Genomic DNA, 18,798 nt, shown 5'->3' on the forward strand with positions numbered 1-18,798 from the left:
ATCGTTCTTTCTCCTACCTTATTATATTTTTACCTTATTTATAGTATTCTTTTTTGCCTGCTGCGAGTGTGTTTTTCATCAATGAACAAATTGTCATTGGACCAACCCCACCTGGGACAGGGGTAATATAAGAACACTTAGGTGCAACTTCGTCAAATTTAACATCGCCTGACAAACGGAAACCGCTTGGACGAGAAGCATCAGGAACACGAGTTGTGCCTACATCGAGTACGACTGCGCCTTCTTTTACCATATCGGCAGTAACAAATTCTGGCATACCTATCGCTGCAATAATGATGTCAGCAGCACGGCACTCTTCTTTTAAAGTCTTTGAGTGTGAGTGGCATACAGTAACAGTTGCATCTCCAAAGTGCTTCTGCATCATCAATTGTGCCATTGGTTTACCAACGATATTGCTGCGTCCTAAAATCACACACTTCTTTCCTGAAGTAGGGATATTGTAGTGTTGAAGCAAAGTGAGCATACCTAAAGGTGTTGCTGAAATAAAGCAAGGTAAGCCAATCGCCATGCGACCAACATTGATAGGGTGGAATCCGTCAACGTCTTTGCGATAGTCTACTGCCATTATTATCTTTTGTTCGTCAATGTGCTTTGGTAAAGGCAATTGCATGATGAATCCATCGACATCATCATCTTTGTTCAATCTATCTACACATGCGAGCAATTCTTCTTCTGTTACATCAGATTCGTAACGAATGAGCGAAGATTTAAATCCGCAAGCCTCACAAGCAAGAACTTTATTTTTAACATAAGTTTCACTGCCGCCATCGTGTCCTACGAGTACTGCTGCGAGGTGTGGTTGTTTCCCACCATTCTCAACGATTTTTTTTACTTCTTCCGCAATTTCCTTTTTGATAGCTGTTGCGGTAGCTTTACCGTCAATTAATTTGTATTCCATAAGGTTCCGGTCTTAGGTTTTAATATTGTTATTATATTTTTGGCATTCCAGGCATATTTTTCATTTTGCCCATCATACCAGCCATTTTCGAGCCTGTTACCATTTTCATCATCTTGCGGGTTTGGTCGAATTGTTTTACAAGACGGTTTACTTCTTGAATATTCGTACCAGAACCTTTTGCAATGCGTTGCTTGCGAGAGTTGTTTAACACTTCAGGATTTGTTCTTTCCTTTGGTGTCATACTCTGAATAATGGCTTCTATTCCCTTGAAAGCGTTGTCGTCAATATCCACATCACGTATTGCCTTTCCTACACCTGGTATCATTGCAGCAAGGTCTTTGAGATTACCCATTTTTTTGATTTGCTGAATTTGGTTGTAGAAATCATTGAAATCGAATTTGTTTTTCTGAATCTTCTTTTGAAGTTTCTTAGCTTCTTCTTCGTCAAATTGTTCTTGCGCACGTTCAACCAATGATACTACGTCGCCCATGCCCAAGATTCTGTCAGCCATGCGATTAGGGTGGAATACATCTAATGCTTCCATTTTTTCGCCCGTACCGATAAACTTAATAGGTTTGGTTACGACTGTACGAATAGAAAGAGCTGCACCACCACGTGTATCACCATCAAGTTTTGTCAAGACAACACCATCGAAATTGAGTCGGTCGTTAAACTCTTTTGCTGTATTTACCGCATCTTGACCCGTCATTGAATCAACTACGAATAACACTTCATCAGGGTTTACATGGTTTTTTAAACTCTCAATTTCGTTCATCATCTCTGTGTCTACTGCCAAACGACCAGCAGTATCGATGATAACAACGTCGTTTCCGTTTGCCTTTGCTTCCCTAATAGCGTGTTCTGCTATGGCATTTACGTCTTTGCTTTCAGGTTCACTATAAACTGGAACACCTACCGATTCGCCTACAACTTTTAATTGTTCTATAGCCGCAGGGCGATACACATCGCACGCAACGAGTAACGGCTTTTTATGTTCCTTAGTCTTCAATAAATTTGCAAGTTTTCCAGTAAATGTTGTTTTACCAGAACCTTGCAAACCACTCATTAAGATGATTGCTGGCTTGTTTTCAAGGGTCAATCCTACGGTTTCGCCTCCCATTAATTCGGCAAGTTCATCGTGAACTATTTTTACCATTAATTGGCCAGGCTTAACCGCTGTCAATACGTTCATACCCAAAGCTTTCTGCTTTACAGTATCTGTAAACGATTTTGCTACTTTGTAGTTGACATCGGCATCTAACAATGCCCTACGAACATCTTTGAGCGTTTCCGCTACATTTATTTCCGTTATCTTTCCCTCGCCTTTTAAAATCTTAAAGGAGCGGTCAAGACGGTCGCTTAAATTCTCAAACATTATATTAAAGTTTCTTATTTCGAAATAACTGCAAAGTTAATAAATTACATAAAAAACCGCAAATAATTGGGTAACTTTTTTATGTTTCGTCTTTAAATATTGTAAAAACTTTCCTTAGTTTTCTTTGATTTTTCTAATTGTTGGGAGAAAACTTTGTCGGTTCAGAAATAATTCATAAATTCGCATCGTCAATATAGATTTGAGTGTTGCAGAAAGCGACAACTCAATGTTATTAAATATGCAAAATAGCTTTAAAAATGGAGTATTTTATCAATATTAATAATGAAAAACGAGGACCTTATACATTAAAGGAACTTGCAGAACGTAGCATTGAGGCTACAACTTTGGTGATGGATTCTAACTCAAACGAGTGGATTCCTGCATGGCAAGTGGAAGAATTGAGAAGCATATTAATGGATAACTCTAATGAAAACATGAAAGAGCCTGTTAATGAAACTGAAACTTTAAATCAAGAATCAACTATAAATGGGAAACCAATAGAAGAAATTCCGTACGTTGAAGCGCAAACTATTTCAGATAAAACCTATTATCATGAGCCTGAAAAGAAGTCGAAAACGATGCAAGGTTGTTTGATAGGTGGACTTATTGGAATCGCATTTCTCATTGCATTGATGATATTTACTTGCCCAAATACCGACCAACACAAAGAGGCTTTGTCAGATGTGGTTACACAAACCATCACTGAATCGGCTCAAGATGCAGGTGAAAATACGAATAGTGATGTGATAACCAAGGCTTTTCAAACGATAGCTAATGCTTTTACTCGTAAGGTAATTGATGCTGCGGTGGACAATTTGATACACGTTGATAATTACGTTATCTGTTCGGTGGGTAAGGTTCACTACAATAATCAAGATAAAATCGTTTCGTTTGGTGTGTTTAATCACGTGTTTACTGTAAACAAAGAACAGCTAAAAGAGGCTTCCGAAAAATATTATAAGACAGCGGAACTGAATATTGAACAAGAGCTTGAGCAGAAAGTACAAAAAGAACTGAAAGAAAATATTATAGACCCAACAACTGATTTAATAAAAGGAGTAGTGGGTTCTGCTATCAATGGCATTTTAGATGAATTTGGAACATCGTCTGATGATGCGAATAGTGCTGATATGTCTGACCAATTAGAAGATTCTATTTGACTTGCAACGAAGCGAAATAGAAATATTTTGTAAACCATTGTTATTCAGTGATATATAAAAAACGCACGAAGCTGCTTAAAAAATAGGCTCTTTTGAACGATAAAACAGGCTCTTTTGAACCATGAAACAGGCTCTTTTTTCGGAAAGAGCCTGTTTTTTTTAAAAGAGAGCGGAATATGTAAAAAGCGAGGCTCTTGTCCTTTTCTTCCGATATCTGTTAAAATCGCCTTTGAATAAATCCGATTTTTTTTTATTTAAATAAATATTTAGGGAAAAACCTATCTTAAGTTAGGGAAAATCCGTATATTTGCACAAGCAGATGTAGTATTTTTGCATCAGATAGAAAAACGGAAAATAAGAATAACAAATACATAACAAATAAATGGAGGTAAAAATCATGAAACGATTCATACTATTTTCATTAATGGCAGCAGCACTTCCTCTTTCAATGATGGCGCAAGATGATGTTTATTTTATACCATCTAAGCAGTCTGTAAAGAATGTTGAAGTTCAAGTAGATGATAGCCCAACTTATTATAGTGGTATCGAGAAAAATGATTACGACTACAATCGTCGTGCAAATTTGCAAGGTTTCTATAAAAAAATAGGTCGTGATTCTTTGGGCAACGATATTGTAGAATATCGTACAAATGACGGAATGAGTCGAATAGATACGATTTATCAATTCGAACGTTATTACGAAAACAATTCAGACGACTTTGCTTATAGTCGCCGCATGGGGCGCTTCGACGACTTTTATGGTTATCGTGGCTATTGGGGCTATGGCTATCCTGCAGTAGGAGTTTACGCCTCTGTTGGCTATTGGAATCCATGGTACGACGATTTCTACGACCCTTGGCATTATGGGTATCGCGGTTATTACGGTTGGGGTAGCTATTATGGTTATGGAGGATACTATGGTTGGTATAATCCATGGCGTTACAATTATGGTTGGGGCTATCCTTATTATGGATATGGTTACCCTTACTACGGCTATGGTTACCCTTATTATGGAAATCGCTATTACGGCTATTATAATGGTCATACTGGCACTGGAAACCATTTTGGTAGAAACAATAATTATAGTGGTCAAACCTACCGCAACAACTCTAATCGCGTGTTTGGTAACATGAATCAACGTTCATCTCGATTCGGCAATAATAATTCGAACTACAATTCACGAAATACATACAATAATAGTCGTTTTGGAAACCAAAATAGCCGTTTTGGAAATCAACAAAGTCGTTTTGGAAATCAACAACGTCAAAGTCAATTCAATAACTACGATAGAGGTAACACACGTTCTTACAACTCAAGTTCCTTTGGTAGTGGCTCACGCAGCGGTGGTGGTAGCTTCGGCGGAGGTTCTCGTAGTGGCGGTGGCTCCTTTGGTGGTGGTTCACGAGGGGGCGGTGGTAGCTTCGGTGGACATAGATAAATCGTTAGATAGTAATAGTATAGAAAATTAAAAACGTCTAAATAAATTTGTAAATTATGAAGATGCATTATTATTTGTTGGCAGCAACTTTAATATCGTTGCCAGCAGTAGCTCAGGAAACATACGAAAATGCGAAACTGACAGGTTTCGACCTTAATGGAACTGCTCGTTATGTGGGTATGGGTGGTGCTATGGAAGCTCTTGGTGCCGACATTTCTACTATAGGAAGTAACCCTGCTGGTATCGGTTTGTTTCGCCGTTCACAAGTAACTGTTAGCGGTGGCTTGTTGATGCAACATAAAGGAATTGAATTCGCCGATGGTAAAAAGACCAATGCAAGTTTCGATCAGATAGGTTTTGTTTATTCAACTCGTGCTCGTAACAACTCAAATATGAATTTTGGGTTCAACTATACGAAAGGAAAGAATTTTGATTATATTCTTAACGCATCGAATAAATTGGGACATGGCTCACAAAACAATCAGTCGTTCATTAAGAATGTGATTGGCAACGATGCGCAAGGTGGTTTCGATGTGCGTAATAATGGTAAAGAAAATATTGGTTATCAGAATAGTAGGAGTAACGATGTAGCATGGACTTGGAATCAATTAGACTATCTTTACTTTAACACTCTGCTTCCAGATGCTACTCACAAAAATACTTATAAAAGCTATCTTGCTGATGAATTTATATTTGATAGAGCCAACACAGGCTACATTGGCAACTATGATTTCAACATTAGTGGCAACATTCAAGATAAGGTTTACCTTGGTGTAACCTTTGGTTTGAAAGACGTTCATTACGATGGTCAGAGCCAATATGACGAAAAATTAGCTAACAATTTGGGCGGTGTTTTATCACAAGATATTAGAACAATAACAGGTACAGGATTTGATATTACTGCAGGTGTTATCGTTCGTCCAATTTATGACTCCCCATTTAGATTCGGTGCCTATGTAAAAACTCCAACATGGTATGATTTGCGTACTGAAAACGTTAGCCGTGTTGATGTCGATGCAAACATAAATGCTACGAATACATGGGGCGAAGTGCCAAATTCTTACGAATTTAAGATTTGGACACCATGGAAGTTTGGCTTCTCATTGGGGCATACCATTGGAAATTACTTAGCTTTGGGACTTACCTACGAGTACGAAGACCATTCAACAATAAATACTCGTGTGAACAATGGCGTTTATTACGATTATTACGGCGATGCAGTGGAAACAACAACTGCCGACTATGCTATGAACAAGCATACGGAGCAAACCTTAAAAGGGGTTAGCACATTGAAATTGGGTGCTGAATATAAGCCAGTTAGCAATTTTGCTTTGCGTGTAGGTTACAACTATGTAAGTTCAAAATATGATAAGAATGCGCAAAAAGACCCTTCTGTTCCTTCTTACGGAACGAATTATCAATCGACAACCGATTTTGTAAATTGGGACGCTATTAACCGTTTCACAGCTGGTGTGGGCTATCAAGTAAAAAATTGGAATATAGATTTGGCTTATCAATATAGTGCGCAAAAGGGCGATTTCTATCCGTTCTCAAACATGGCAGTGGTGGATAAGGCTACTAAAACGACTTATTCAAACACTTCAACTGCAACAAAGATTGATAATAACAGAAGCCAACTCTTATTAACGTTGGGCTATAAGTTCTGAATTAAGGCGTTGGACGCTTTCAAATAATAAAAAAATCACGATGAATATAAGTGTATTTATCGTGATTTTTTATTGTCTGCAACTTTTCTTTTTATTTTTTACGAACGTAATCAACAAAGGCATAGGCTGGTGAATCGTCTGTTTTAGGACGTTCCTCCTTGTTTTCTATTTCCCATGTTCCATCATTATATTCTGGGAAAAATACATCAGCATGGGGTGGGGTAGCATCTATTTCAGTTAAATAGAGTCGGTCTGCGATTTGCAAACCTTCTTTATATACGCTTGCACCGCCCATAATAAATGCTTTTTCGTTAGCTCCGATGTGTTTTAACGCCTCGTTGAGTGAGGTAAAAACATCACAATTAGGAAAATTTGTACTTGTTTGGCTTAATACAATATTGCGTCTGTTGGGTAAAGCACCCTTTGAAAGCGATTCGAAAGTGCGTCGTCCCATGATAACAGTATGTCCTGTTGTAAGTTGTTTAAATCGTTTTAAGTCTTCTTTAATGAAGTAGACCATATCGTTTTGATAGCCTATTGCACGATTTTTCGCAACGGCTGCAATGATATTTATTTCCATTTTTATTTTCTTTCCTATTTCCTTTTATTTTTGCAAGTGTGTTTTTTTAATACGAATGCCACTCTACGAGTTTTTTAAACCGACACTTCCGCAGCAATATGAGGGTGCGGATTGTAGTCAATAAGTTCAAAATCTTCGTATTGAAAGTCGAATATACTTTTTACATTCGGATTGATTTTCATCTTTGGCAATGGGCGTGGCTCACGTGTTAGTTGCAGTTTCGCTTGTTCCAAATGGTTCAAATACAAGTGGGTATCGCCAGTTGTATAAACAAAATCGCCCACTTCAAGTCCTGTTGCTTGTGCCATCATTTGCAAGAGGAGTGCATACGAGGCTATATTGAATGGTACTCCCAAGAAAGTATCTGCCGAACGTTGATACAATTGCAATGAAAGTTTGTTGTTTGCCACATAAAATTGGAAAAGACAATGGCAAGGTGGCAATGCCATATCCTCTACTTCAGCTGGATTCCAAGCCGTTACGAGCATACGACGAGAGTTTGGATTGTGCTTTATCATATCCACTACATCAGAAATTTGGTCAATAGTGCCTCCTTTATAGTTAGGCCATGAACGCCATTGATGCCCATAAACAGGACCAAGTTCTCCATTTTCGTCTGCCCATTCATTCCAAATTCTAACACCATGCTCCTGCAAATATTTCACATTTGTGTCGCCTTTGAGAAACCAAAGTAATTCGTAAATGATGCTTTTTAGGTGCAATTTCTTTGTTGTCAGCAATGGAAAACCCTCTTGAAGATTAAATCTCATTTGGTTACCGAATACTGATAATGTTCCTGTTCCAGTGCGGTCGCCTTTCTGAACACCGTCCGTTATGATACGATTGAGCAGGTCAAGGTATTGTTTCATATCTGTATTTTATTTATTATCGATTGTTCTTCAGGCAAATGGCTACTCTTTATGCGCCACTCCTGTGGGTATAAATTGTTGGCACGGTTGCCTAAATTTTTGGCAAAGCCTATGGCAAGTCCTTTAAAAGTAAGGGTAACAATACCTTTTGGAGCGTTGCTTTCCAGTGTAATTGCCTCTCTTCTAAGATATTTTATAGCCGTTTCATAGTTGATTTCTATCTTTGGAAAATCGTTTTTTCCATTTATCATGAGAGCCAAACTATGGTCGGGGACAACATTCTTACCCTTTGTTGTGCCAGCCTTTACCCCATGGGCTATGATATACAACTTTTTCTTAGCTTCGCCAATCAATTTTTCGCCATTTATTGTATGCTTTTCTGCCAAATTAGGGTTTGTTCCAGCCTTTTTTATCACTGCCATAAACAAGCCTTCGCCCTTTGTAAATCCTGGAATAAAGCGGTAAACAGGGAACGAATCTTTATCTTTTAACGGATTATTGATGAGCGACCCCATTATGTTCCAATCCTTTTCCGTTTTTACTTCCAACAATTCAGCGTTGTATTCATTGAGAATCCATGCGATATTTTCCTCGTTTTCATGCGCATTAAACGTGCAAGTAGAGTAAATAAGGAGTCCGCCAGGATTTAAATTGTCCCATATATCAGCCACGATACTGCGCTGTAATTGCCAACAATTTGCTACATTTTTCTCGCTCCATTCTGCCATTGCTTGTTCGTCTTTGCGGAACATTCCTTCGCCAGAGCATGGAACATCAGCGACAATCACATCGAATTTGAGTTTTGTTTTCTTATATTCTATCGGATAATTATTGGTTACAACAACGTCAGGGTGTCCAAATTTTTGTACATTTTCGGCTAAAATTTGCGCCCTTTTGCCCATTGGCTCATTGGAAAAGACAATACTTTCTGACGGAATAGCCGTTCTTGCGCATGTTGTTTTGCCCCCTGGAGCAGCACAAAGGTCGAGCAATGCAACAGGAAAATGAACAAATTGTCGTAAAATATGGGCAAGAAACATCGAAGAAGCCTCTTGAACATAGTATGCACCAGCGTGTATCAAAGGGTCGAACGTAAAGTTGGGTCGCTCGTTAAGGTAAAATCCCTCCTTGCACCATGGTATTTGCGTGGGCTTTAACGCCTCGTTAATGGTAGCATTGGCAGGCAATTTGAACGGATTGAGGCGGATACTAACAGGCGAAGGCTGCCCCAAACCCGACAAAAACTTATTGAAGCGTTCTTCGCCAAATAACTCTTTTGTGTATGCAACAAAGGCTTTTGGCAACTTATTGTCGTCAAAAGTCTTTGCATTTTGGTCTTGAACTTGATGTCTTTCCATAGCTATTTTGCTTTCTTCGTGCCATTATTGAATCTCAAAATAAACATCGCCGTCGTCCTCTAAGGTTTCTTTTTCCTTTGGTTTTGGCGGATTTTTAAGATTACCTTTCTCGTCAAACATACCGTAAGTGGTGCGGAGAACAACAAATTCAGTACGCCTATTCATTTGGTTGGCTATTTCTTGCTTGTCTTTTGGCAACGATTTTATAAACTCTTCGGTAAGCACCTGACCTTCTTTTAGCCATGGATATTTCTCTGCAACTTTCTTTCTTATAGTTTTAGGCTTACCCTCTCCGTAACCAACAGGCGACAAACGGTCGGCTGAGACACCTTTCTTTATCAAGTAAGCCACCACCGCATCGGCTCTTCTTTGTGCCAAATTCTTGTTGTATTCAGCCCGTCCTAAGTAGTCGGTGTGTGCCGAAAGTTCTATGGTAACGTTAGGATTTTCGTTTAAAAGTTTCACAAGATTGTCTAATGCAGCCTCCGATTCTGGTCGAAGTGTAGCTTTATCAAAATCGTAGAAGATGTTGTCAATCATGACAGGTACACGAATGCTCGCCAAAGGGAATTGCAAAGTATATTCTTTCGTTTCCTTTACAGGCTCAACCTTTAACTCTTCTTTGTGGTTAAGGAAACCTTGACACGTTGCTAAGAGAATGTAATTCACGTTAGGCTTTATTTCTTGCTCGAACGACCCATCGCCTTTTACCGATAATTTTAGGTTTGTTCCGTCGTCGCCCACTAAGAAAACTTGCGCTGCGGGCAACTCGTATCCCTCCATTTCGTAGACCCAACCTTTAATGGTTTGTATTATTTCAGGCAATTCAAAGCTATAAATATGGTCCCAACCACGAGCATCTCCACGATTAGACGAGAAGAAACCACGGTTGTGTTTGCCCTCAAACGTGAGTCCGAAGTCGTCGCCAGCAGAATTTAAAGGAAATCCAGGGTGCTCAATATGGTAGCGTTTATCGCTTCCCACCTTTGCTATAAAGACATCTAAGCCCCCCAATCCGCCATGACCGTCTGATGAAAAATAGAAATCGCCATTAGGTCTGAACGTTGGAAACATCTCATTTCCTGCCGTATTTATGGGCGCACCGAGGTTTTCAACGCCCCCTGTTGTGCCACCAATCAATCGAACTCGCCATATATCCAAGCCTCCTTTTCCACCAGGCATATCACTAACGAAGTAGAGCCAATTGCCGTCTGGCGATAGGGCAGGGTGGGCATAGCTTGACAAGGTATCTCTACTTATTTCCAAAGGTTTAGGCTTTCCCCATGCCGCATCGGCTCTGCTGCTCACTGCTATCTGTGCAAATCGAGGATAGGTGGCATCGGTTAAGCATTGGGTAATGTACATTTCACGTCCGTCAGGCGAGAAAGCTGGCGTTCCTTCATCGGCAATTGAGTTCAATCCACTCTCTATTGTGTGTGGCGCACCCCACTTTCCTTTGTCGTCTTTCTCACTGACGAAGATGTCGCCAGGCTTTGTTCCTGTTATGCCACTTATCTCATCGCCTTGCGCATCGTTGCGTGTCGAAGTGAAATAAAGTTCATTATATTGGTCGCCATAGAACATTGGCGAATAATCTTGCCGTCTTGAATTGAATTTATCCATTCGTCTTACCTCATAATACGACCCCTGTTCTTTGATAGTAGGGGCTATATTGGCAGCCGAAAGTCCCTCTTTTGCCATATCGTTATCGGGCATAGAGTCTAACGCAATGGTATATTCTTTAACCGCATCAGGGTAGGCTCCCACCTTCATAAGGTTTTCAGCCAACTTTAAGTGTGTTTCTTTGTCGTCTTGTTTATAGCGTATTACGTTTCTGTAAGCAGCTATAGCACGTTGCGATTGATTGATTCTGTCGTAACAAAATGCCATTTTTTTAGCCAATTTTCCACGCTGTTCTCGCTCCTTTGCAGGTGTTTTTTGGTAGGCTGTCTTAAACTGTGCGGCAGCATCAAAGTATTCTCCAATTTCGAGAAACTTCTCTCCTTTCTTAATATTTCGGTCGATTCCGCAGCTACTAACGAGCAGAACAAGGGTTAAAACAAACCAGAAATCATGCTTTTTAAGTTGATTTCCCACTTGCTTTATTTTATTATAATATGTGAAATGGCGTTGATTCATATTTTATTAACGTACGGGCAAACAAATTATTGCCTCCGCTTTGGTTTATGTTTGCGGTGTTGTTTCCCCAATTTTCCGATTGGAATTGTCTGCCAACACATCGTTTACAATTTTTGTTATCTGCTCTTTTAGCTCATTGATAAACTGCCCTGCGTCGTATTTTCTATGTTCTATATCGCGCAACTTCTTCTCCCAAATGCCTGTAAGCTCTGCCGATGTGAGCAATTTCTCGTGAATGGTGTCAATGAGTGCCATTCCTGTTTCTGTAGCCACAAGGTTTTTTCTTTGTCGGCGTATGTAATGGCGTTTGAATAACGTTTCAATGATGCCTGCACGCGACGATGGTCGCCCTATTCCGTTCTCCTTTAAAGCTGCACGAAGTTCTTCATTATCAACTAATTTACCCGCTGTTTCCATAGCACGGAGTAGGGTAGCTTCGGTATAATACTTTGGTGGCGTGGTTTGTTTTTCGGTTAATGTAGGTTCATGCGCCCCACTTTCTCCTTTTACGAATGTTGGTAGTGTTTTTTCGCTTGCCTCATTTTTATCGTTGGCTTCGGCTTCTGTGTCTTTTTCCTCATGATTTTCGTACACCTCACGCCAGCCAGCTTCGATAATTTCCTTTCCCGAAGTTTTAAATTCTATCTTGTCCACCTTCCCCAACACAGTGGTTGTAGAGAAAGTACAATCAGGATAAAACACTGAAATGAAACGTTTTGCAATCAAATCATAAACGTTTCGTTCAGCATCAGAGAGTCCTTGTGGCACAACATGGGTAGGAATTATGGCATGGTGGTCGGTAACTTTCGATGCGTCGAACACTCTTTTACTTTTCAAAAGTGGCTTTCCGCCCAATTTTTTTACCACATCGGCGTATGGCTTTTTACCTGCAAAAGCGGTTTGAAACAAGGCGTTCATGATTTGCGGACACTGACTGTAAACGTCGTCTGTAAGATATTGCGTATCAACACGAGGGTAAGTGGTATATTTACGCTCGTAAAGACTCTGAATAGTGTTCAAAGTCATTTCGGCAGAGTAGCCAAATTTCTTGTTACAATCTACTTGCAGCGAAGTTAAATCGTACAATTGTTTGGGTTGTTCTGTTCCCTTTTTCTTTGCAACACTCGTTATTTCAAATGGTTTACCCTCTATGGTTGTAAAGGCTTGTTGCCCTTCTTCCTTTGAAGTGAACTTTCCTTTGGTAGCCGTAAATTGTGTATTGCGGTAAATGGTAGCCAAAACCCAATAAGGTTCAGGTTTAAAATTATCAATTTCTCTTTGTCGTTCAACAATCAAAGCCAATGTTGGCGTTTGCACACGACCTATGGACAACACTTGAGCGTTACGCCCATACCTGTTGTTGCCATACTTTAAGGTGTACAATCTTGTGGCGTTCATGCCCAAAAGCCAGTCGCCTATGGCACGGGAAAGTCCTGCTAAATAGAGCGGTTCATAGTCTTTTTGGTCTTTCAAGTTTTCAAAACCTTGCTTAATGGCTTCGTCTGTCATCGACGAAATCCACAGTCGCTTCACAGGGCATTTTACCTTTGCTTTCTGCATTACCCAACGTTGAATCAACTCGCCCTCTTGTCCAGCATCGCCACAATTTATAATTTCTTCTGCGCCTTGATACAATTTTTCGATAATGGCAAATTGCTTCTTAATTCCCTCGTCCTCAATGAGTTTTATACCAAAGCGTGGAGGCACCATAGGCAGGGCTGCCAAACTCCAATACTTCCAATTAATGGCGTAGTCGTTAGGCTCTTTTAGTTCGCATAAATGTCCGAAAGTCCATGTTACTTGATACCCATTTCCTTCCAAATATCCATTTTTGGAGCTGGTTGCCCCAATTATTCGAGCTATATCGCGTGCCACACTGGGCTTTTCGGCTATGCAAACTTTCATCTTATTCCTATTTTTTGCAAAGTTACTTATATTTTTTCTTTTTCGCAAACATGAGAACCCACCTCAATATCTTTGCGTGATTTCGATTTAATAACCAACCATACTCCGCTGAAGACAAGAATAATGGCAATGCCTTGATAGACAGTGAAAGCACCAATTCCCGTGAGTACGGAAACCGTAACAGCCACAATGGGTTGCACATAGTTGTAAACCCCGACAATGGTAGGGCGCAAAGTGCGTTGCCCATTCATCATTAAGAGGTAGCTAATAAACGTGCCGAAGAAGACAACAAAGCCTGCTTCCAACCATGTTTTCTGACTGATTGCTGCATAATCTATGCTTGTTAAGTCGCCAATAGCCAATGGAAAAACGTATATGGTAGCCCAAATAAACATAAATTTGTTAATGGTAAAGACCGAATAACGCTTGATTAATTTGCTGAAAAGCGAAAGGTAGAGAGCAAAACTCAATTGCGCTCCCAACACCATAAGGTCGCCCCGAACATCGCCAACCTTACTTGTTGTTGCCGATAAACTTGTAAGAATTAAGATGATAGCCCCTGTACAACCTATAAAAACGCCTGATGCTTTCTTAAAAGTAATAGGTTCTTTCAGTATGAAAAAGGCAAGAATCATGGCAAAAATAGGCATACTTGTTGTAATAACGCTTGCATTGACAGGCGAAGTATAGCTCAACCCGATAGTAAATAAGCATTGATTGCAAGTAACACCAAAGAGGGCTGCGGCTGCAAATAGGAATACATCTTTAAAAGGAACGTGTTCTTTTTTAGCAAAAAGGGCAGCGAGCCAAAACAAAATGGTTGCACCCGAAACTCGGAAGAATACCATGGATACTCCACTGATACCGTGTGTCATAGCATCTTTCCCGATAGGCGACATTAATCCCCATATTACTTCTGCGCCCAACATGCTTAAATGGGCTTTTAAGGGAGTGTTATTATTCATATTCTTGTAAGTCTGTGTTTGAAAATCAATACAAAGGTACAAAAATATAGCTTAAAATAAAGGCAAAGTACAATAATAATAGGAATTGCAAGATGATTAGATAATATATATCAAACTTTAAATTTAGGAATAAAAATGATATTTTGTAGCCTTATAGTACCTCTTTTTGTATATTTATTTTAAGTGGAAAAATAGAACAATTATAGTTTATTGAAAAATAATACCGCCTATTTTGAATTTCAAAATAGGCGGTTTTGGCATTCAAAAGAGCCTATTTTAATCTGCAAAAGAGCCGTTTTTATTGAATAAAAGAAAGTTGCTTTTGTAAGTTATTGGTATACAAGTTGTTATAAGGGCGTGTGTAAAAGTCGCTAAACTTGATGATTGATAACACGAATTTAGAACAATCGTGTTTTGTTTTACTTATTATCTAAATTAAAAGGATTAGCAAAAAAATGCAAAATTCAATATTTCATCTCTCTTTTTTTTCTTTATTTTGCCTTTTATTATCTACTTTTGTAGAAAGAAACGAACAAGATTATAACTATTTTATATGAGAGTAGGATTATTTATTCCCTGCTACGTGGATACGCTTTATCCTGAAGTAGGAGTAGCAACTTACAGACTTCTCCGCAAATTGAAACTCAATGTTGAGTATCCACAGCGACAAACATGTTGCGGACAGCCAATGGCTAATGGAGGTTTTGAACGTATGTCAGGCGAATTAGTAGAGAAATTTGAAGATATTTTCAAGGATTACGATTATGTAGTAACACCAAGTGTATCGTGTGCTGCCTTTGTACAAGTCAATCACCCACAAATTCATCAACACAAGTGTGCAACTCCTGAGAAAACAATGGAGCTGGTACAATTCTTATATGATGTGTTAAAAGTGAAAGAATTGCCTGGTGAATTTAACCATGTGGTGTCTGTACACAATTCATGTCATGGTGTCCGAGAGTTAAGATTGAGTGCTCCGACGGAAGAAAACGTTGAACCATTCAATAAAATCGTAGAATTGCTCAAGTTGAAGAAAGGTATCACTGTGAAAGAACCTGACCGTGCCGATGAATGTTGCGGCTTTGGCGGTATGTTTGGGATTGAAGAACCTGCCGTTAGTAGCCGAATGGGCGATGATAAAGTACAGCGTCATATTGCAACAGGTGCTGAAATCATAACAGGGGCCGATTCTTCTTGCTTGATGCACATGCAAGGAGTGGCTGGAAAGAAAAAGTATAATGTGAAATTTATGCACGTAGCTGAAATTTTAGCTGCTGGTTTATAAAAGAAAAGGAGGAGAAAGAATATGGCAACAAGTCATTCAAAGAAAGCTGCTGCATTTTTGGAAAATCCTGAAAGGATAACTCGCCACGACCAAACTTTCTGGGGCATTCGTCAGAAACGTGATATACAAGCAAGATTATTACCCGAATGGGAAGATTTAAGAGAACACGCAAGTCAGATAAAAGAACATACTTTGACTCACTTAGCTGAGTATTTGGACGAATTTGCAACCAATTTGGAAAAGAAAGGAGCAATCGTTCATTGGGCGAAAGATGCACAAGAATTTAACGAAATAGCCTACGGCATATTAGAAACTCATAAAGTTCAGAAACTTGTAAAGTCGAAATCAATGCTCACAGAAGAGTGTGAAATGAACGATTACCTTATTAAAAGAGGTATCGATGTGGTGGAAACCGACTTAGGAGAACGCATTTTGCAGTTAATGAACTTAAAGCCTTCTCATATTGTAGTGCCTGCTGTCCACTTGACAAGGGACGAAGTTGGAGAACTTTTTGAGGAAGAAGGTATTTCAAAAGAAATAGGCAATCACGACCCAACCTATCTCACCCAATGCGCACGTTATAGTTTGCGTGAAGAATTTTTAGAGGCTGATGCTGGTATGACGGGTTGTAACTTCGGCGTAGCATCTGCTGGCGACTGCGTAGTGTGTACAAATGAAGGTAATGCTGATATGAGTACGGCGGCTCCAAAGTTGCATATTGTGGCTATGGGCATCGATAAAGTTATTCCAGATTACGACTCTCTCGCTGTGTTCCAACGCCTTTTGTGTCGTTGCGGAACAGGGCAGCCTACAATAACTTATACTTCGCACATAGGAAAAGCACGTCCTGACGGAAAGATGCACGTCATTTTGGTAGACAACGGACGTAGCGATATTATAGCAAATCCAACCCATTGGAAAACTGCGAAATGTATTCGTTGTGGCGCATGTATGAATACTTGCCCTGTTTATCGCCGTTCAATGGGTTATTCGTATAGCTATTTCATTCCAGGACCTATTGGTGTGAATCTCGGAATGTTACGCAATCCAAAGAAACACAGTGGTAATGTTTCGGCTTGTTCACTTTGTTTAAGTTGCGACCATGTGTGTCCTACTAAGGTAAATCCAGGGAGTCAGATATACAATTGGCGACAAGAACTTGAAAGTTTCGGTACGGAAAACAAGGAAAAGAAGTACATTGCAGAGACTTTAAGCAAAGTATTTGGCAATTATACCCTCTATGATGCCATGACAAAGCAAGCATCTTTGGCTAATTACATTCCAAATATGCTAATGAACAATAAGCTAAATCCATGGAGTGCGGGGCATGCTATGCCACATTTCCCTAAAAAACCGTTCCACGAACTTTATCGACAAGCGATGAAAGAGTTGGAAGAGGAGAAAAAGAAGAAATAGTTGTAGCGATGCAATATGGTTAGTTGCATCATAAAAAGAAAGAACTATAATGAAGAAAGAACAATTATTCGACAAATTGCACAAGGCTACTACTCAGCAATTTGATATGCCAGCAACACCAGTTAAGGGTATTGTTTACAATGATGTCGTAAAACAATTTATTGAAATATCTAAAACTGTGGGTGGAAAGGTCATTGAAGCTAAGCCAAATGAAGATTTGAACAAGATAATTAGGGCGGCTTATCCCGAAGCAAAGGTGTTTGCATCGAGTGTGAAAGGCATTAAAGCTGACAAAAATCCAGATACTATAGCATCGGCAGCCGAACTAAATGGTACTGATGTTGGTATTGTTCAAGGCGAATTAGGAGTGGCTGAAAATGGTTGTATATGGGTGCCTCAAGTTATGAAAGAGCGCATAGTATGCTTTATTTCAGAAGAATTGGTAATCCTGCTTGACCGCAAAAATATAGTGAACAATATGCACGAGGCTTACAAACGTATCGAAATGCCCGATTATGGGTTTGGTGCGTTCATCTCAGGACCAAGTAAAACTGCCGATATAGAACAGGCTTTGGTTATGGGAGCGCAAGCTGCTCGTGGTGTAACCATAATTATTATCGGTTAAATAAACTGATTTAAGAGTGATGTAATTAGCTTTGCATCACTCAAAGATATTGTTTGATTGCAAGGAATGGAAAGCTCTTCTCGATGGATTTGTTCTGTTATAGGGTATGAAAGGGTGTTCCATTCCTTGTATGCTTTTTGTTTGTGGGGTGGAATGGGGTAGTGTATCATGGTTTGCACATCATTTTCCTTTAAATACGCTTGTAGTTTTTCACGCTCATTGCATAGAATTGGGAAGATATGATAAACGTTATCACGTCCTAAATTCTTTGGTATGATAATTTTTTCGTTATTGATATGCGTTTCAAAATAGTGGGCTATTTCTTTTCTTTTGGCATTATCGGCATCTAAATATTTAAGTTTTACAGAAAGAACAGCAGCTTGTATTTCGTCCATTCTACTATTTTTTCCTTGATAATCGAACACATATTTTTGGCTTGAACCATAATTCCCGAGTGTGCGAATAATGGTTGCTAAGTCTGAATCATTGGTGGTTACTGCACCAGCATCGCCCAATGCGCCCAAATTCTTCCCAGGATAGAAACTATGAGCAGCAGCATCGCCAAGACTTCCTGTGCGTTTATTCTCAAAATAGCAACCATGTGCTTGAGCATTGTCTTCTATTAATTTGATATTATGCTGCTTACATAATTTTGATATAGTCTTACTGAAAGCACATTTCCCATACAAATGCACCAACATTAAGGCACGAGTACGAGGCGTAATGGCTTGTTCTATGCGTGTTTCATCAATCTCTAAAGTTTCAAAATTGGGTTCAACAAGGACAGGTTTAAGGTTGTTTTCAGTAATGGAAAGTATGCTTGCTATGTAAGTATTGGCTGGTACGATGACTTCGTCGCCATTGTTCAAAACCCCTAACTCTTTGTATGCACGAAGAATAAGGTTTAAAGCGTCCAATCCGTTGCCACAAGTTACGCAATGTTTTGTGCCAATAAATTTGCTATAAGCCTTTTCAAAATTTTCGATAGCTTTTCCATTGAGGTACCAACCCGAGGCTACAACATCTGAAATAGCGTTGTTTATTTCGGTTTCGTGCATCGCTGTGATGCGTTTTAATGACAAATAATCTATCATAGT

The 18,798-nt window shown here is 39.4% G+C and carries 15 protein-coding genes; 6 read left to right on the forward strand and 9 right to left on the reverse strand.

Annotated features, from left to right (window positions below):
* Window positions 1–34: 34 nt before the first annotated feature.
* Together folD and ffh are read right to left on the reverse strand one after the other, a co-directional pair.
* Window positions 35–919, reverse strand: coding sequence for a bifunctional methylenetetrahydrofolate dehydrogenase/methenyltetrahydrofolate cyclohydrolase FolD (gene folD / locus DYI03_RS05105; RefSeq protein WP_004357607.1), 885 nt, complete (start codon window positions 917–919; stop codon window positions 35–37).
* Window positions 920–950: 31 nt separating this feature from the next.
* Complete coding sequence (gene ffh, locus DYI03_RS05110) at window positions 951–2,294, reverse strand: signal recognition particle protein (protein WP_021668532.1); 1,344 nt, start codon at window positions 2,292–2,294, stop codon at window positions 951–953.
* A 257-nt stretch (window positions 2,295–2,551) separates the two neighbouring features.
* On the opposite strand from ffh, the gene DYI03_RS05115 reads away from it, so the two are divergent.
* The 3 genes from DYI03_RS05115 to DYI03_RS05125 all read left to right on the forward strand — a co-directional run bounded on the left by DYI03_RS05115 (window position 2,552) and on the right by DYI03_RS05125 (window position 6,559).
* Entirely contained in the window at window positions 2,552–3,454 is a 903-nt protein-coding gene (locus DYI03_RS05115; RefSeq protein WP_021668533.1) for a GYF domain-containing protein, read from the forward strand.
* A gap of 397 nt (window positions 3,455–3,851) precedes the next feature.
* Window positions 3,852–4,892 (forward strand): hypothetical protein, encoded by a 1,041-nt coding sequence (locus DYI03_RS05120; RefSeq protein WP_025064417.1) that lies wholly within the window; start codon window positions 3,852–3,854, stop codon window positions 4,890–4,892.
* A 56-nt stretch (window positions 4,893–4,948) separates the two neighbouring features.
* Complete coding sequence (locus tag DYI03_RS05125; protein WP_021668536.1) at window positions 4,949–6,559, forward strand: OmpP1/FadL family transporter; 1,611 nt, start codon at window positions 4,949–4,951, stop codon at window positions 6,557–6,559.
* A 91-nt stretch (window positions 6,560–6,650) separates the two neighbouring features.
* On the opposite strand, the gene DYI03_RS05130 is transcribed toward DYI03_RS05125, so the two are convergent.
* The 6 genes from DYI03_RS05130 to DYI03_RS05155 form a co-directional block, all read right to left on the reverse strand.
* Window positions 6,651–7,139 carry a dihydrofolate reductase gene (locus DYI03_RS05130; RefSeq protein ID WP_021668537.1) on the reverse strand — a complete coding sequence of 163 codons (489 nt, stop codon included), beginning with the start codon at window positions 7,137–7,139 and terminating at the stop codon, window positions 6,651–6,653.
* Between the two features lie 74 nt (window positions 7,140–7,213).
* Window positions 7,214–8,008, reverse strand: coding sequence for a thymidylate synthase (locus tag DYI03_RS05135; RefSeq protein WP_021668538.1), 795 nt, complete (start codon window positions 8,006–8,008; stop codon window positions 7,214–7,216).
* Complete coding sequence (locus tag DYI03_RS05140) at window positions 8,005–9,366, reverse strand: methyltransferase RsmF C-terminal domain-like protein (RefSeq protein ID WP_021668539.1); 1,362 nt, start codon at window positions 9,364–9,366, stop codon at window positions 8,005–8,007. The genes DYI03_RS05135 and DYI03_RS05140 overlap by 4 nt, the downstream gene beginning before the upstream one ends.
* Window positions 9,367–9,390: 24 nt before the next feature.
* The gene (gene porE, locus DYI03_RS05145; RefSeq protein ID WP_021668540.1) at window positions 9,391–11,505 is read right to left on the reverse strand and encodes a PorE family type IX secretion system protein; all 2,115 of its coding nucleotides are present in this window, start codon (window positions 11,503–11,505) and stop codon (window positions 9,391–9,393) included.
* Between the two features lie 45 nt (window positions 11,506–11,550).
* Window positions 11,551–13,410, reverse strand: coding sequence for a DNA topoisomerase 3 (locus tag DYI03_RS05150; RefSeq protein ID WP_025064416.1), 1,860 nt, complete (start codon window positions 13,408–13,410; stop codon window positions 11,551–11,553).
* Between the two features lie 26 nt (window positions 13,411–13,436).
* A complete protein-coding gene (locus DYI03_RS05155; RefSeq protein WP_021668542.1) occupies window positions 13,437–14,375 on the reverse strand; it encodes a DMT family transporter in 939 nt (312 codons plus the stop codon).
* 553 nt (window positions 14,376–14,928) lie between these two features.
* Here DYI03_RS05155 and DYI03_RS05160 point away from each other — a divergent pair.
* Genes DYI03_RS05160 through DYI03_RS05170 form a run of 3 tightly spaced genes read left to right on the forward strand, consistent with a single transcriptional unit; the run spans window position 14,929 to window position 17,701 of the window.
* Complete coding sequence (locus DYI03_RS05160; RefSeq protein WP_021668543.1) at window positions 14,929–15,660, forward strand: (Fe-S)-binding protein; 732 nt, start codon at window positions 14,929–14,931, stop codon at window positions 15,658–15,660.
* A 21-nt stretch (window positions 15,661–15,681) separates the two neighbouring features.
* Window positions 15,682–17,076, forward strand: coding sequence for a lactate utilization protein B (locus DYI03_RS05165; RefSeq protein ID WP_021668544.1), 1,395 nt, complete (start codon window positions 15,682–15,684; stop codon window positions 17,074–17,076).
* A gap of 49 nt (window positions 17,077–17,125) precedes the next feature.
* On the forward strand, window positions 17,126–17,701 hold the full coding sequence (locus tag DYI03_RS05170; RefSeq protein WP_021668545.1) for a LutC/YkgG family protein: 576 nt from the start codon (window positions 17,126–17,128) through the stop codon (window positions 17,699–17,701).
* Here the strand turns inward: DYI03_RS05170 and DYI03_RS05175 are convergent.
* Window positions 17,698–18,795, reverse strand: a complete 1,098-nt coding sequence (locus tag DYI03_RS05175) for a DegT/DnrJ/EryC1/StrS family aminotransferase (RefSeq protein ID WP_036869825.1) — start codon at window positions 18,793–18,795, stop codon at window positions 17,698–17,700. The genes DYI03_RS05170 and DYI03_RS05175 overlap by 4 nt on opposite strands.
* Window positions 18,796–18,798: the final 3 nt, after the last annotated feature.

It is taken from the genome of Prevotella disiens (assembly GCF_900454955.1).
GTDB lineage: Bacteria > Bacteroidota > Bacteroidia > Bacteroidales > Bacteroidaceae > Prevotella > Prevotella disiens.

Excerpts from the sequence above, each read along its gene's own strand:
- folD (WP_004357607.1), bottom strand. The coding sequence starts at position 919 with ATGGAATACAAATTAATTGACGGTAAAGCTACCGCAACAGCTATCAAA.
- ffh (WP_021668532.1), bottom strand. The coding sequence starts at position 2,294 with ATGTTTGAGAATTTAAGCGACCGTCTTGACCGCTCCTTTAAGATTTTA.
- DYI03_RS05115 (WP_021668533.1), top strand. The coding sequence starts at position 2,552 with ATGGAGTATTTTATCAATATTAATAATGAAAAACGAGGACCTTATACA.
- DYI03_RS05120 (WP_025064417.1), top strand. The coding sequence starts at position 3,852 with ATGAAACGATTCATACTATTTTCATTAATGGCAGCAGCACTTCCTCTT.
- DYI03_RS05125 (WP_021668536.1), top strand. The coding sequence starts at position 4,949 with ATGAAGATGCATTATTATTTGTTGGCAGCAACTTTAATATCGTTGCCA.
- DYI03_RS05130 (WP_021668537.1), bottom strand. The coding sequence starts at position 7,139 with ATGGAAATAAATATCATTGCAGCCGTTGCGAAAAATCGTGCAATAGGC.
- DYI03_RS05135 (WP_021668538.1), bottom strand. The coding sequence starts at position 8,008 with ATGAAACAATACCTTGACCTGCTCAATCGTATCATAACGGACGGTGTT.
- DYI03_RS05140 (WP_021668539.1), bottom strand. The coding sequence starts at position 9,366 with ATGGAAAGACATCAAGTTCAAGACCAAAATGCAAAGACTTTTGACGAC.
- porE (WP_021668540.1), bottom strand. The coding sequence starts at position 11,505 with ATGAATCAACGCCATTTCACATATTATAATAAAATAAAGCAAGTGGGA.
- DYI03_RS05150 (WP_025064416.1), bottom strand. The coding sequence starts at position 13,410 with ATGAAAGTTTGCATAGCCGAAAAGCCCAGTGTGGCACGCGATATAGCT.
- DYI03_RS05155 (WP_021668542.1), bottom strand. The coding sequence starts at position 14,375 with ATGAATAATAACACTCCCTTAAAAGCCCATTTAAGCATGTTGGGCGCA.
- DYI03_RS05160 (WP_021668543.1), top strand. The coding sequence starts at position 14,929 with ATGAGAGTAGGATTATTTATTCCCTGCTACGTGGATACGCTTTATCCT.
- DYI03_RS05165 (WP_021668544.1), top strand. The coding sequence starts at position 15,682 with ATGGCAACAAGTCATTCAAAGAAAGCTGCTGCATTTTTGGAAAATCCT.
- DYI03_RS05170 (WP_021668545.1), top strand. The coding sequence starts at position 17,126 with ATGAAGAAAGAACAATTATTCGACAAATTGCACAAGGCTACTACTCAG.
- DYI03_RS05175 (WP_036869825.1), bottom strand. The coding sequence starts at position 18,795 with ATGATAGATTATTTGTCATTAAAACGCATCACAGCGATGCACGAAACC.